At 65.2% G+C, this 13,161-nt stretch carries 10 protein-coding genes; 6 read left to right on the forward strand and 4 right to left on the reverse strand.

Annotated elements, in window-relative coordinates; genetic code table 11:
* Positions 1 to 75: 75 nt before the first annotated feature.
* The 3 genes from AB0O15_RS46010 (at position 76) to AB0O15_RS46020 (ending at position 3,183) form a co-directional block, all read left to right on the forward strand.
* Positions 76 to 1,479, forward strand: coding sequence for an MFS transporter (locus AB0O15_RS46010; RefSeq protein ID WP_364333867.1), 1,404 nt, complete (start codon positions 76 to 78; stop codon positions 1,477 to 1,479).
* A gap of 259 nt (positions 1,480 to 1,738) precedes the next feature.
* Positions 1,739 to 2,071: a VOC family protein gene (locus tag AB0O15_RS46015; protein ID WP_364333897.1), complete on the forward strand. Its 333-nt coding sequence runs from the start codon at positions 1,739 to 1,741 to the stop codon at positions 2,069 to 2,071.
* Positions 2,072 to 2,385: 314 nt separating this feature from the next.
* Entirely contained in the window at positions 2,386 to 3,183 is a 798-nt protein-coding gene (locus AB0O15_RS46020) for a hypothetical protein (RefSeq protein ID WP_364333870.1), read from the forward strand.
* A gap of 1,770 nt (positions 3,184 to 4,953) precedes the next feature.
* Here the strand turns inward: AB0O15_RS46020 and AB0O15_RS46025 are convergent.
* The 3 genes from AB0O15_RS46025 to AB0O15_RS46035 form a co-directional block, all read right to left on the reverse strand.
* Positions 4,954 to 6,186 (reverse strand): MFS transporter, encoded by a 1,233-nt coding sequence (locus tag AB0O15_RS46025; RefSeq protein ID WP_364333873.1) that lies wholly within the window; start codon positions 6,184 to 6,186, stop codon positions 4,954 to 4,956.
* Positions 6,187 to 6,779: 593 nt separating this feature from the next.
* Positions 6,780 to 8,357 (reverse strand): ISL3 family transposase, encoded by a 1,578-nt coding sequence (locus AB0O15_RS46030; RefSeq protein WP_364333875.1) that lies wholly within the window; start codon positions 8,355 to 8,357, stop codon positions 6,780 to 6,782.
* Positions 8,358 to 8,669: 312 nt separating this feature from the next.
* Positions 8,670 to 9,476 (reverse strand): serine protease, encoded by an 807-nt coding sequence (locus tag AB0O15_RS46035; protein ID WP_364333877.1) that lies wholly within the window; start codon positions 9,474 to 9,476, stop codon positions 8,670 to 8,672.
* Between the two features lie 401 nt (positions 9,477 to 9,877).
* On the opposite strand from AB0O15_RS46035, the gene AB0O15_RS46040 reads away from it, so the two are divergent.
* The 3 genes from AB0O15_RS46040 (at position 9,878) to AB0O15_RS46050 (ending at position 12,015) form a co-directional block, all read left to right on the forward strand.
* Positions 9,878 to 10,129, forward strand: a complete 252-nt coding sequence (locus AB0O15_RS46040; protein ID WP_364333879.1) for a hypothetical protein — start codon at positions 9,878 to 9,880, stop codon at positions 10,127 to 10,129.
* 21 nt (positions 10,130 to 10,150) lie between these two features.
* Positions 10,151 to 10,954 carry a restriction endonuclease gene (locus AB0O15_RS46045; protein WP_364333882.1) on the forward strand — a complete coding sequence of 268 codons (804 nt, stop codon included), beginning with the start codon at positions 10,151 to 10,153 and terminating at the stop codon, positions 10,952 to 10,954.
* 440 nt (positions 10,955 to 11,394) lie between these two features.
* A complete protein-coding gene (locus tag AB0O15_RS46050) occupies positions 11,395 to 12,015 on the forward strand; it encodes a hypothetical protein (RefSeq protein ID WP_364333885.1) in 621 nt (206 codons plus the stop codon).
* 144 nt (positions 12,016 to 12,159) lie between these two features.
* Here AB0O15_RS46050 and AB0O15_RS46055 read toward each other — a convergent pair whose 3' ends face one another.
* Positions 12,160 to 12,759 carry a hypothetical protein gene (locus AB0O15_RS46055; protein ID WP_364333888.1) on the reverse strand — a complete coding sequence of 200 codons (600 nt, stop codon included), beginning with the start codon at positions 12,757 to 12,759 and terminating at the stop codon, positions 12,160 to 12,162.
* Positions 12,760 to 13,161: the final 402 nt, after the last annotated feature.

Below are 13,161 nucleotides of genomic sequence, written 5' to 3' on the forward strand. Positions count from 1 at the left end.
CCCTCTTGATAAGTCGAGGTACCCTCAATATATTGTCGAGGCAGCCTCAGCTTAGCCGACCGCGAGGGGACTCCCATGTCGACCAGGGCGACCGCGCCTGACAGCACGACACCGGTGCCGGGCGCATCGACATCCCGGCCTGGTGCCGTCCTGGCGATCATCGCCGCCTGCCAGTTGATGGTGGTGCTGGACAGCACCGTCGTGTACGTGGCGCTCCCCAAGATTCAGGCCGACCTCGGCTTCACCGCAACCGGCCTGTCCTGGGTGATCACCTCGTACACGCTGGCCTTCGGCGGCCTGCTGCTGCTGGGCGGTCGGGCCGGCGACATCCTCGGCCAGCGCCGGGTCTTCGTCACCGGCATCGCCGTCTTCGGCCTGGCCTCACTCGTCGGCGGCCTCGCCACCGCGCAGTGGTCCCTGCTGGCCGCCCGCACGATGCAGGGTGTCGGCGCCGCGCTCGCCGCACCCAGCGTGCTCGCGCTCATCCCGGCGAACTTCGAAGAGGGCCCCGCCCGTACCCGGGCGGTCGGGGTCTACACGGCGGTCGCCGCGTCCGGGGCGGCGCTGGGGCTGATCCTCGGCGGCGTGCTGAGCGACTGGGCGTCGTGGCGGTGGGTTCTGCTCATCAACGTGCCGATCGCGGTCGCGGTGGTGGTCATTGCTCCGGTGGTCGCCCGGGAAACGCCGCGCCGGGCCGGTCACTTCGACATCGTGGGCGCGCTCGCCTCGACCGCCGGCATGATCGCCCTGGTCTACGGGCTGACGCGAGCCGCCACCGAGGGCTGGGGTGATCCGGTCGTCGCGACCGCCCTGGCGGGCGCGGTGGCGCTGCTCGGGGCGTTCCTCGTGGTGGAGATCCGCGTCCGGCAGCCGATCGTCCCGCTGCGGCTGTTCACCGACCGGGCGCGCGCCAGCGCGTTCCTGACGCTGCTGCTCTTCCCGGCGGCCATGTTCGGCATGTTCTTCTTCCTGACCCAGTTCCTGCAACTGACGCACGGCTACGGCGCGCTGCAAACCGGGTTCGCGTTCCTGCCGATGACGATCCTGCTTCTCGCATCATCCGCGCTTGCGGTCCGGCTCCTGCCCCGCGTCGGTGTTCCGAGGCTGGCGGCCTCGGGCGGTGTGGTGGTCACCGCCGGCATGGTCTGGCTCGCGCAGATCTCGCCGGACTCCGGGTACGCCGAAGGCATCCTCGGGCCGGTGCTGCTCTTCGGCGCTGGCGCGGGACTCGTCTTCGCGCCGCTGACCATGTCGGTCCTTTCCCGGGTCGAGCCGGCCGAGTCCGGCGCGGCGGCCAGCCTGCTCAACGCGATGCAGCAGGTGGGCGGCGCGCTCGGGCTGGCCGTGCTGGTCACCGTCGCGACGTCGGCAACCGTGCCGATCGATGGGATGTCGCGGGCGTTCTGGGTCGCCAGCGCGTTCACAGCCACGGCCGTCGTGCTGGCGTTGGTCAACCGGCGCCCGACTCCGACGGCGTGACCGGTCATGCTCCCTGCTCCGCGCCACCACGCGCGTCCCGCTCGCCGTCGCCCGCGAACCGATCAGGGCGTCCCCGTCGGGGGGATGGCGCAACGGCGCGCACGACCGACGCCCGGGACGGGCGTTGTCCGGCCCGAAAATGAACGGAACCGACCCACCACAGTGCCGTTGGACCAACTGCCTGCGGGCCGCCGCGCGACCCGCGGACATGGGTGAGAAGGAGTGGACGATGCCGATCGCCACGGTGCGAGGCGTGACTATGGACTGCGCCGATTCCCTGGCTCTGGCCCGGTTTTACCAAGAGCTGACAGGCATGAAGCTTGGGTACAACGCCGACGAGTTCGTCGCCCTGACCGGCGGTTCCGGCTGCGACCTCGGTTTCCAACGGGTCGACGGATACCGGGCCCCGCAGTGGCCCGGCCAGGACGTGCCGCAGCAGTTCCACCTCGACCTCCAGGTGGAGGATCTTGACGCGGCGGAGAAGCTGGCGCTGGGACTCGGCGCGGTCAGGCCGGACCACCAGCCCGGCGGCGACCGGTGGCGGGTGCTGCTGGACCCGGCCGGTCACCCGTTCTGCCTGACCGCCGGCTGACCGCTGGAGTCCGCGTGACGGTCCCGGTGAAGCGTGCGGTTGGCCGCGTCGTGGGCGACGATCGTCTCGGTGACCCGGGGCGCCAGGCCGACCCCGGTGGTGCGCAGCCGGCGCGGTCACCGGTGCGTTGACGGTGATCGCCGGGGCAGCCGGGGGCGCCACCACGGTGACCACGAACGTGCCAGCATGATCGCCACCGGTGAACAAAGGTCGGATGCACCCAAATCGGCATGTCCGGAAGCCGGCGACAGTCGAACCTGGCGGCACTGGGAAAGACGGTGCATCGAGGCGCAGGAGCCGGCAAGAATCTTCGCGTGGAACCCAGCACCCTGCGCTGCGCCGCGCGTCGATACCTGATGGATCGGTACGACAAGCTGAGCCGGGCGTACGCAAAGTTGCCTCGTCAGGGCGGACGGGACGGCTACAGTCCGAGGGCGCTACGCATCTTCCCTCGCTACCAGGTGGTGCAGGCGATGCTCGTGGAGGTCGAACGGCTCGACCCGGACCAGCTTCCCGACCTCGAAGGACTTGCGGCTGCGCTGGACCGGGCCGCTTTCGGTGCGCAGTCGCCGTCCACCGATCCGCCGGGCGGGGCGATCCAAGCCGAGGTGATGGCGGACGAACGCGAGTTGTTCAGCGCCGCCGTGGAGACCTGGATGTCGATACCCGATCTTGACGTGGAACCGCTGGGCTATCGGCGGGTGTTGACTGCGGAGGAGTCGTCGGATTGGCGAGCACGGCTGCAAGCGCGGTGGGGTGTGCAGGCAACGTCCTGGCACCCCATGCTGGCCGGGCCGGTGCCACCGGGCGTGCTGGTGTTGACGGATGCGGCCGTGCAAACCCGCACGGGGATCGCCCGGGTTCGCCAGGCGCTGCAGACCATCGGAGCTCGACGCGTGGTCGAACTCCGCGAGGACGGCCTCGACTACCTGCTTGATCTCGACCTGTTCGTCCCCGCCTACAACGGTGCCGAGGGCGTGTGGAGCGACGACAGCCTGGACTGGGTTTTGTTTGCCTCCCACGAAGGAACCGTCGCGTTCGGTGGGGTGATCGTGAGTGTTCTTCCGGCCGCTTGGAAGAACCTCGACGATTGGCGCTGGACTGGGTGGTAGAGGCGCCGCGTGGACGGCCAGCAGGCCCGGCGCCGTGGCTGTCACCCAAACTCGCGCTCATCGGCATGTCCGAGTGCTCCAGGCGACTGTCCGGCAGGTGAGGGACAGGCCAGGCGACAGGCCGCGGTTCGTGCGAGGCCTGTTGACCGAGAAGGTCCCGGGTCAGGAGGCTGCAGCCGGCGAAACCCTGCAGTCTGGCCATCCGCGTCCTGCCGCCGTCCGAGCGGATACCAGGTGGTTGAGCCGGCAGCGCAGCCCCGGCCATGGTCAGCTCTCGCCGTGCCTGGGCCAGCACGGCTCCGGGCCCCGCGGGAGCAGGGCGGCGATACGCCGTGCGAGCTCTCCCTTCTGCGCCTCATCGAGGAACAGGAGATCATCCGGCACGATGTCGTGTCCTGTCTCGTCACAGAGCTCATCGCCGGTCTCCCGCTTTAGTGGCGAATTGCCAGGCTCGGGTGTGCCACTACGGCACTCATTCCTGGACTTCATGGCCGCCACCCGCTCTGTAGCTCGGCGTGAACAAGTCGTCGCACCAGCGTCACCTGTTGCACGGCATTATGCAAGGGCTGATGCACGTGCACGGAACAAACAGTCATTTAGGTACACCTTCCGGCCGTCTCGGCAGGGAACAGCCCGCCGGACGACGCGTCCGATCTACGGCGAGTGCTGGCCCATCGGATGCGTATCGTTCGCTGACGACAAGGAAGGTCGCGGTCGGTGGCGTGCTGCACCGGTGGCGCAGAGAGGAGAAACAGCAGCCAGGGGGTGGGTCCGATGGATCAGCGCGACGCCCCGCCGACACGGAGCGCGTCGACCAGCTACTCGAGCGGTCCTCCCGGGGCACCCTTGGTGCCCGGCGGCTGCGCCGGCGCAGCCCGTCCGCGCAGGTGGCGGCGGCACGCCGCATTTACCAGCTGCGCAACCGCATCGTGCACTGCGCCGGCCGCGAGTCGGCCGCAGCGGCGATGGAGTGGGCCGATTACCTCATCGAGCTGGCTACCACGGGCAGGCCGATCACGTGCTCCACGAGTGGTTCCGGCACGACGGCGATGCCATCGCCAACCCTTGCGACGCTGGCCCTTCTGTCCGACCCGGGGCGCAGGAGTCCGGTGGCTGCCCGGCGAGATGACCGCGAAGCCAGCCAAGATCGCCGGACGCGCTGGTTGTGCCAGCGGGCGGGTCAGCCAGCCGGGGCGTCGCGGCGGACGTCCATCGTGACGACCGGCTGTTCGCAGCGCATACACCGCAGCTCGTAGCGGTTGGTGGGGGTCGGTGAGACCGACCAGGATGCGCGGATGCCCTTCGTGCCCGCGCCGGTCGGCAAGGCGATCGAGCGCCGCCCAGAACCGGTCACCGCCGAAGACATCCTGCGCAACGATCAGGCGATCCGGCTCACCGATGTCACTCGTCACTGGTGCAGTGTGCCTTCCCGGCTCGAGATCGTCGGCAGGGCCCGGCCGTCTCTTGCGGAACTTTGTAGAGCGCGAAGCGGGACCCGTGGATGGTGGACCTATGGGCTGACCTGGACGCGTCGCCTCAGCCCTCGGCCGGCCCGGCGAGCGGCCGACAGCATCTGCGGCGGCGTGGGCCGCGGCGGGTGCCACCACCCGAATGCTGCACGACGCACCGCTGCCACCCTGTCCAGGCCGCAGCCTCGAGATATTCGTCGCGGAGCTCGACGACGAATGCGTGGCTCTGCCCGCTGTCGGCGTACGGATTCCAGTGGCTCTGGCAAGATTTTCGTAGCGTGAGTTGTGGAGATCCGGCCCATCAGTCCGCGGCCGACTTTTCCATGGACACCCGGACCGGCGCGGTCTTGCCGGCCGACCACCAACGCGCGCCGGCTGCCGCGATGAGCAGCGTCAGCAGCCCCGCGGCGGACACGATCAAGAAGCCGACTGTTCCGCCCCGGTAGGTGGCGATCGCTCCAGCGGCGGACAACCCGATGGCCTGACCGCCCATGAGGCTGCCGTCCACGATGGACATGCCTTCGTTCATGCGTTCCTCCGGGGTCAGCTCCTGCAACAGACCCAGAGTCGTGATCACGGTCGGCGCGTTGGCCGCGCCGACGAGGAACGTCCACATTCCGAACAGCACCAGGTTGCCGCCGATGAGCAGGGGGGCGGGCAACATGCAGGCGCAATGGATGGCCGTGACCGCGAGGGTGCGACGGCGGATGTCGCCCTTGAGCTTGAGCGTGCCGTAGAACAGACCAGACAGGCAGGCGCCGAATGGAATCAGGGCCAGGAAGATGCCGGAGTACGACCGGGAACTGTGCAAGGAGACGTAGGTAACCGTGGCCAGTTCCATGGCGCCTACACCGAGGCCCAGGATGGGGAAAAAGGCGATGGTGGAAGCGATGTGGGGCACCATCAGTCGGCCGCGCTTCTGGCCCTCCTCGATCGCGACCGGGACTGGTTCGGTCGCGCGCTGCGCGGCGAACAGCAGGGTTCCGATCAGGAGCAAGGCGTTCGCGGTGTACAGCCCTGCGGCCGGGCCAATCGCCCCGCACAGCAGTCCGGCCGCAGCGGGCCCGGAGACGAAGACGACCTCGTCCACGACGCGCTCGAACGAGTTCGCGGTGTGCATCATGTCCGGTTGATCGCGGTAGATGCGAAGCCACCGGGCCCGCGCCATGGTCCCCACGAACGGGCAGGTGGCCGAGAAGGCGTAGGTGACGTAGATCGCCCATGCCGGTGCTCCGTACTGAGCGCAGAGCACGGTGCCGGTGCACGCGGCGACCGATGTCACCGTGGCCGGCACGACGACCCGTGCCTGCCCGTAACGGTCCACGAGCCGTCCCACCAAAGGCGCGCAGACGGCCATGGCGATGAGGCCGACCGCCGCCACCAGGCCGGCTGTGGCATAGGACCCGCTGGTATCGAAAATGAGAAGCAGAATGCTTACCCCGTACATACCCATGGGGTACCGGGCGACAATTCCGGCGAGGGTGAATGCCGCACTGCCTTTCGCCGAGAACAGTTGGCGGTATTGGCCCAGCATTGAAAATACTCCTATTGACGGGTGCGTTATCTGCGGTCGAGGGGGGCGTGTTCAGTCTTCTAGCCCTCTGAGATCTCTGAGCGACCTGCGGTGTGGCAAGGGATGGACAAGTCCCGCTCAAGCCCTCATGTCGTGTTCGCAGGTGACGGCGGCGCAGAGACTCGGCTCGGCGCATCAGGTCACGGTGGGTGAGTACCTCGCTTCTCTGGCCGCTCGAGTCACGGTGCACGCTCATGCCAAGTTGAAGACGTCACCGGGTTAGCCCAGGAGGCGCTTGCCGTTACTGGTCTGTAGGGGCATGTGCTTTGTCCGGACCGTCCCTGGGCCGTTCTCTGTCGAACCCACGCCGATCATGGTGTCCGGTGCCTCAAGAAATTGTCCACCCGATTTGCTCGCCTCTGATCAGCCGGCGTCTCGTTCGAGCGCAGTGGGAAAGGAGCAACGTTAGGCACCCGTTCACTCATTTGTAGCCGCTGATAGCGTGCGGTCGGTGGACACCGCCGCCGACCAAGCGGGAGGGGTGGCTACGCTCAGTGATGAGCGGTAACGATGGCTCGCTGCACCGGCACAACGTTATGGTGCCCGCCTGAGGCTCAGATCGTTTGTTCTATCCACCGGCTTGTCGGCGTAAGCGGGCGATGAGGACGACTCGTTGGCGCAGGAGTGGGATGTTCGCTCGGCCGGCCATGAGTCGTTTCTGGAGTTTGACGTCGGTGATGCGGCCTTCGTTGACGCCGGAGCTGTAGGGCGAGGTGATGGCCTGGATCACGGCCGGTAGGTCCTCGCGGATGACTTTGGCGAGGCTGGGCAGTCCGGGTAGGCGGCTGGTCTCGAGTTGGTTGAGCCACTCCGGTAGGGGGTTCGGAATCGGCGGTGTCGAACATGGTGGCGAAGGCGCGGACCAGGGTGTGGGCTTGGTCGAGTTCAGGGCAGTGCGTGAGTAGCCGCTGCAGGCGTTCGACCGTGTCGAGGGTCCGGTTCGGCGGGCTGGTGGTGATCCAGCGGGCGACTTCGCGGGGTGACAGGCGACGCTGGTGGGGCTGGTTGATCGGCAGGCCGCGGCGCAGTGGCGCTACGGCCATCTTCACCCGCTGGTAGTGGCCGAGGTAGCCCTTGGCTTTGATCTCCTCATGCAGCACCTTCGCGTTGTGCTCGCCCTCGCCCCAGCGTTGCTGCAGATATTCCAGGTAACGGTCGAGCGGGGACGGGATCCTCGGTCGTCGGCGTACGCAGTCCTGCCAGCTGGTGGCGGTCGCGTATCTGCGGACGGTGCGCCAGTTGAGGCCCAGTTCGCGGGCGACGGAGTTGTAGGAGCGGCCGGTGTCGGTCAGCGCGTGGACAGCCTCGAACAGACGCTGAGCGTGATCGGCCGCGGGGCTGTTGGCGGGACTGTCGGTCCCCTGGGGTTCGGTGCCAGCGGGCGGCCTACGATCGGGTTCGTGGGCCCCGGCGGTCAGGCAGTCGCGGTGCGCGGCGGCGATCTGCTGTATTCGCCGTGATAGGCCCTGCCAGAGGTGGAATCGGTCGCTGACTTGGATGGCGTCCGGGGCGCCGTTGGTGAGGCCTTGGCGGTAGATCGGTGAACCGTCCCGGCAGGCGATCTGCACGCCCGGGTGCTCGAGCAGCCAGTCCCGAAGCGTTTCGGCGTCGCGGCCTTCCCACAAAGTGATCGGGAGCCGGGTTTCCTCGTCAACCAGCAGCGTGCCGTAGTTACGGCCGTAGAGAGCGAAGTCGTCGACGCCCAGGACGCGGGGTGCGGTGGGCGTGGGTAGCGGCATCTTCATCAGTTGTGCCAGGACGCTGGTGCGGGACAGGCCGGCGTTCAGCAGGCGTAGCAGCTGGGCACCGCCGCGTCCGGCGAGAAGGACACCGGCGATCTCGACCAGGCGCTGTAGCAGCGGGGTACGGCGTTGATACCGGACGGTCAGCCCGTCGACCTGTTCGGCGAAGGTCGCCTTCGGGCACACCGGGTTTTCGCAGTACAGGCGCCGGACCTGCAGTTCGATGCGAACCGGGCGGCCGCCGATCGCGGTGTCGGCCAGGCGGCGCGTGTATCGACTGTGGACCCGGTTGCTCAGTTCGCGGCATCCGGTACAGGCTGACGACTCCTCGAATCGTGTACGGGCCTGCAAGACCACGACAGGCCCAGCCGTATCGACCGAGGTGACCACGACGGTCGCCAGGTGAGGCAGGAGCTCGGAAACTTCAACACCACATATCGAAAGGATCGCCTAAAAGCCGTACTTTCCTCAATTCCCCGTTCAAGTGATTTCTGGCCACGAAAATCTTGCCAGAGCCATTCCAGTGCAGAGCCGCGTACACCAAATATGCAAAGGACCGGACGCACAGCGCACACGATGCTGCGACGGCAGTAACCCGGGTGGCCTGCCTCCGTCGCTCACGATGAGTAGTCGGTAGGCGTGAGATGGCGCCCCCGGATCGCGGCATGAGAGTATGGCCAATTTATTCATTCTAGCTATCGATCAACCACGTCGCCTATCCAAATTATCGAGCAGTTGCCCGATTACTATCGACTTGTAGACCCTCGAAACTCCGATGCCGACTTCATCATCCCCGGATTTAGTTTTACGGGTCACTTCGTCAGCGTTAAGCCCCAACAAGAGCACCGGGTGCTGTTGTTCGACGCGGCCCGTCTCGCGCCCTGCAACGAAGACGGGACCACCTGAGCATCCAGGGGAAGAGGCGACATCGATCGCAACTGTTTCATTGCCGTCTCTCTTGCTTGGCTCGCCAGATTTCACGCGGTAGCCGTTTCGTGGATCGCTGGCAATTACCCCTGCGCGAAGGACGGGGCGCTTACCGTTCGCGTCGCACCAGTCTGGGAATCCGGCGAGCAAAACGGCCTCGCCTGCTTGCAAAACGCCCTCGAACTGATCACCTCTGGCGAGAATGTCGTCATTTAGGGCGAAGCTGGCTAACGGGCCATCATCGATCGGCAGATTGAACGCCGCGAGATCGACGGTTCCGTCCGAGGGCAATTCCATGTCGGGCAAGCCGACATCGATCCACGAAGCGTTTGGCACGGTGGATACGTCTTCGGCACGTTGCCACAGCTTCACCAATAGTTTTGTTAGCTTCAAAGAGGACGCTCCATCGAGATATGCGGCGCGATCAACAACATGCCGGTTTGTAACGAATCGCAGGGCTCCACTCCGCCCGCGAAGTATCACGCCAGTCCCCAGGAAACTGCTCTCCCCACTCCCGTCTCTAAATGTCGCTTGAACTCGGGATGCGGCATAAAGGTGATCGGTAGTAAATTGTTCACACATAACCCAGATGGTACGGCCACGAGGGGTCGCTATACCTAAATTTTGTCAATACTCCACCGGGTGGACTCGGCAAGGAGTGAACTCCACATGGTCGCGCACGCTTCGGCCAGCGGTCGATGAGGACTGCCTGTAGAGGCATGGTCGAGTTGCACTCACATCGGCTACTTTGTCGATTGGTCTGACCCGTAGCTCGCTGTCATTTACCGGAGGCCGTGTAGGCGGCGAAGATGTGGCTGGGCGTCGGTCGAGGTTCTTACGTGCCCGGTCGTAGCGCATCCTGGTCTTGGGATCGGCGTGACGGGCGGCGATATGTATATCGCAGAGGCTGACGCTGGCGGTAGACAGCGAGCGGCCAAGCCGTCTGCCATGGGCCGCCCTCGCGGCGACGATTCCCGCGCTAGGTGACCGGATGCCATACTCGACAAGACGGCGACCGCGGGGTTCACAGCGCGCATCCAGCCCCTGCCGCCAAGCTAAGCCACCGCGCCGCCCTGGTCGTCGTCCTCTACACGCCCCGTACTCTAGCCATCGGCTTCTCCACTGGCACCTACATCACCCACGAGTTGTTGACCCAAGCCCGCGAACGCCTCACCATCCTGGGCCTGGCGATCGGCGTGTACCCGATGATGGATATCGTCAGCTCCGGTGGGTGAGCTGGACGGTGGGAGGCCACGATGGACTGGAAGCAGTACCAAAGGGACGTCGCAACCTTCCTTTCGAGCCTGGGCTTTGACACAAAGGTCGATGAGAACATTCGAGGTGCTCGCGCGGAACATGACATCGACGTCACAGCGCGGACCAGCATTGCGGGCGTGAAGCAACTCTGGATTGTTGAATGTAAGCTATGGAAGCGGCCGGTCCCCAAGGAGCGGCTCCTTACCTTTCGTGGAATCGTCGAGGACGTCGGCGCCGACCGAGGAATCCTCTTCTCAGAGAGCGGATTTCAATCCGGCGCGAAAACTGCCGCACAAAAAACAAACGTAACGTTGACAAGCTTTCTGGATTTCGAGCGTAACCACTCCAGCGATGTGGCGGCCGCACGGGCGAAAGCTCTCGATTCTAGGTTGGCAAGCCTTATGCAAGCCTTCAATGGGTTATGGTATTTACCTCAACCCGACCGCGAAGCTGCTTTCAAGAGATATTGCGGCCCTTCCGCTTTTCCCGAACTGGGCCGACAGTCGGTCGCAGTCGTTGGCGTTACTTCTCGACTCTCGCAGATGAGGCAGGCTCTAGAGGATGCCCGGTTCGGTCGCTGGCCGGTGGCTTTCTGGCCTTTGGATCACCAAGACCATGAGTTATTTGACGTTCGCGTTTGGGACGGTCTTTTCTTCGTCGTCGAACATACCCTGGAAGCCTGTGAGCTCATTTTTGCTCATATGATCGACCCGCATGCTGGCGACGCGGATTGGCGCGACTTTCAATCGGAGGAGCTCACTGAACTGCTTCGCAAAATCCGATCCAACCCTAATACTTCGTAGCTTCTTATCCACCGCCAAGACTTTGTTCACTTTCTTATATCATCTAGCGATATTCTCGCGCCGGCCCTTGAGTCAAACCGTGCGTGGACCCGCATGCTGAACATCCGTAGAGCCGCAGCGAATCGATCACTCACGCCATTCGGTGCTCGGCCGCAGCTTCTTCCAAATCAATCCGGGCTTTGCCGCCCAACCCCCAGCGGCACCCTTGCCAAGATGACCAAACACACTGTCATCGGCATGATCGTGCGCCGGGCTGCCTCGGGAGTGCCTCCCGCCACGCGTCGGGTTCGGCGCTGGCCGCCGTACGCGGTCGGCGGCAGATGAGGATACTTGATCTTGGCTTTTCGTTGGCTGCCGAACAATGATCGGGTGCTGAGACCGACTGCTCACTCTGGTTGCTTTCACGTTCTACCGTGCAGTGGAGCCGGACCCTGAGCAAAGTGGTGGCCGTCATGAGTTCAGAACAACTCCGCAAGGCCATCGTGCAGGCGACGGTCCCCCTGCTCGGCGAGTACGAGACCTTGACCACGGCACGGATAGCCGCAGCCGCCGGAATCAGCGAAGCCGAGCTCCTGACGGTCTTCCCCGACAAGGACGCAGTCATCCAAGCTTGGACGTCCATGTTGATGGCGCGTCTGAACGCGGCGAGCGACCCCGCTGAGGAAATACGCAAGCTGGATGCGATCCGTATGGATCAGCCGGTCGGGCCGCGCCTTCTCGAGGTAGTTCGCATCCTCGGCGCCTACTACGATCGCATCCGCGCTGACCTCGAAGCCTTCGATCAAGCCGGCTTCGCGTACGACGGTACGGCTACTGAGGCGGGCACCCCACCACTGAGCCGAAACGACTTTCGGGCCCTCGGCAGCCTGCCGGAGATTCAGCAGGCCGTCGCGAAACTGCTGAAGCCGGACGAGCAACGTCTACGCCTGTCCGCCGAAGCCCTCGCCGAAATCTTCCTCAGCATGTCGCGATTCTGCACCCGAGCCCCGAACGAAGTTCAGCCACTGCCAGCCGAACAGGTCGTCAACCTTTTCCTGCACGGCGCCCTGATCACCGACTAACGGCAACAGCGGCGAAACCCGCACCGTTACCGCGACCACAGTCCGGACGCCATGGATTGACGGACACAGACGGTCATGAGAGTCCGACGACCTGCGCGCATGCTCAGCGGCAAATGAGGATGTTCATGGCCAGGTCAGTGGCTATCACGCAGATCGCGTTGCAGATTTCGAACTGATCCAGTCCTCGAAGTCGGCGGGGGTGCGTACGCTGCCATCGAGTACGGCGGTGTAGATATCCCAGCTCGATACGCTTCTGCCATATTCGGTACGTCCTGCCCAGGCGTCTTTCACGAGCAAGATCGCGGCGCGGGTGTCCTCGGTCAGCCGGGCAGGGAGTTCCCTGACGTGCGTCAGGTCAGGTTGGCGATCGGGCTCATCGACGAACCAGATGTCAACCTTCCATTGTTGCTGGGTACGGCCGCGGCACTGTAAACCCAGGTAGAGGCCGTCGGGATACCGAGGGTCGGTGTTCCAGCCACCGGTGTCATTCCTGAAGCGAACCTCCCGCGTTGCTGCATGGCGAGCCAGTAGGGCACCCGTATCAGCTACCGCTCCGGCGTCGAGTTTTGGGCAGACCACGGTCATGTCCAGATCGGGCCACACCATCAAGCCAAGGGCGGCGCTACCGACTCCCACCACTTCGCCATGCCGAGCCAGAATCTCGTCGAGAGCAAGGTCCGCGCGCAGGCTGGCAGCCTCGACTTGAAGCTCGTCCTGTCGGCGGAAAAGGCCATCAATCTTCACGGACAGAGTGTTTCAGGTGGATCGGTGTCGTGGGACCGTCGCCGTGACGCCTTCCGCCGGCGCCACTGACCGCTCGGCGGACCTTCGCGATGCCCACGGCGGCGCATTGTCAGGAGCCACAGGCGACGCCGGGACGTTTTCTTCCTGACACTTCCTTTGCGTGGCACCCTACTCTCGGAAACGAAGCTCCTGAGCCCGGCGCGTGCCCAAGAACGAACTCACTCTTGTCGGCATGATCGTGTGTCGGCCCGGCTCAGGCGTGTGTCACGCCACGTGACGGGCTTGGCGCCGCCCGCCGCACGCGGTTGGGCCGGGTAGCGACGGCGCATTGCTGCGCCGCCGCCCCCTCAGAACCGGACGTGCACGTTTCCATGCATCCGGCTCAAGCAAGCCCGCGAAGAT

Origin of the sequence: Actinoplanes sp. NPDC089786, from assembly GCF_040684855.1 — a bacterium.
In the GTDB taxonomy this organism is placed as follows: domain Bacteria; phylum Actinomycetota; class Actinomycetes; order Mycobacteriales; family Micromonosporaceae; genus Actinoplanes.

What these genes read in the sequence shown, in the direction of transcription:
- AB0O15_RS46035 (WP_364333877.1), bottom strand. Translation starts at nt 9,476, where the DNA reads ATGTGTGAACAATTTACTACCGATCACCTTTATGCCGCATCCCGAGTT.
- AB0O15_RS46015 (WP_364333897.1), top strand. Translation starts at nt 1,739, where the DNA reads ATGGACTGCGCCGATTCCCTGGCTCTGGCCCGGTTTTACCAAGAGCTG.
- AB0O15_RS46010 (WP_364333867.1), top strand. Translation starts at nt 76, where the DNA reads ATGTCGACCAGGGCGACCGCGCCTGACAGCACGACACCGGTGCCGGGC.
- AB0O15_RS46045 (WP_364333882.1), top strand. Translation starts at nt 10,151, where the DNA reads ATGGACTGGAAGCAGTACCAAAGGGACGTCGCAACCTTCCTTTCGAGC.
- AB0O15_RS46025 (WP_364333873.1), bottom strand. Translation starts at nt 6,186, where the DNA reads ATGCTGGGCCAATACCGCCAACTGTTCTCGGCGAAAGGCAGTGCGGCA.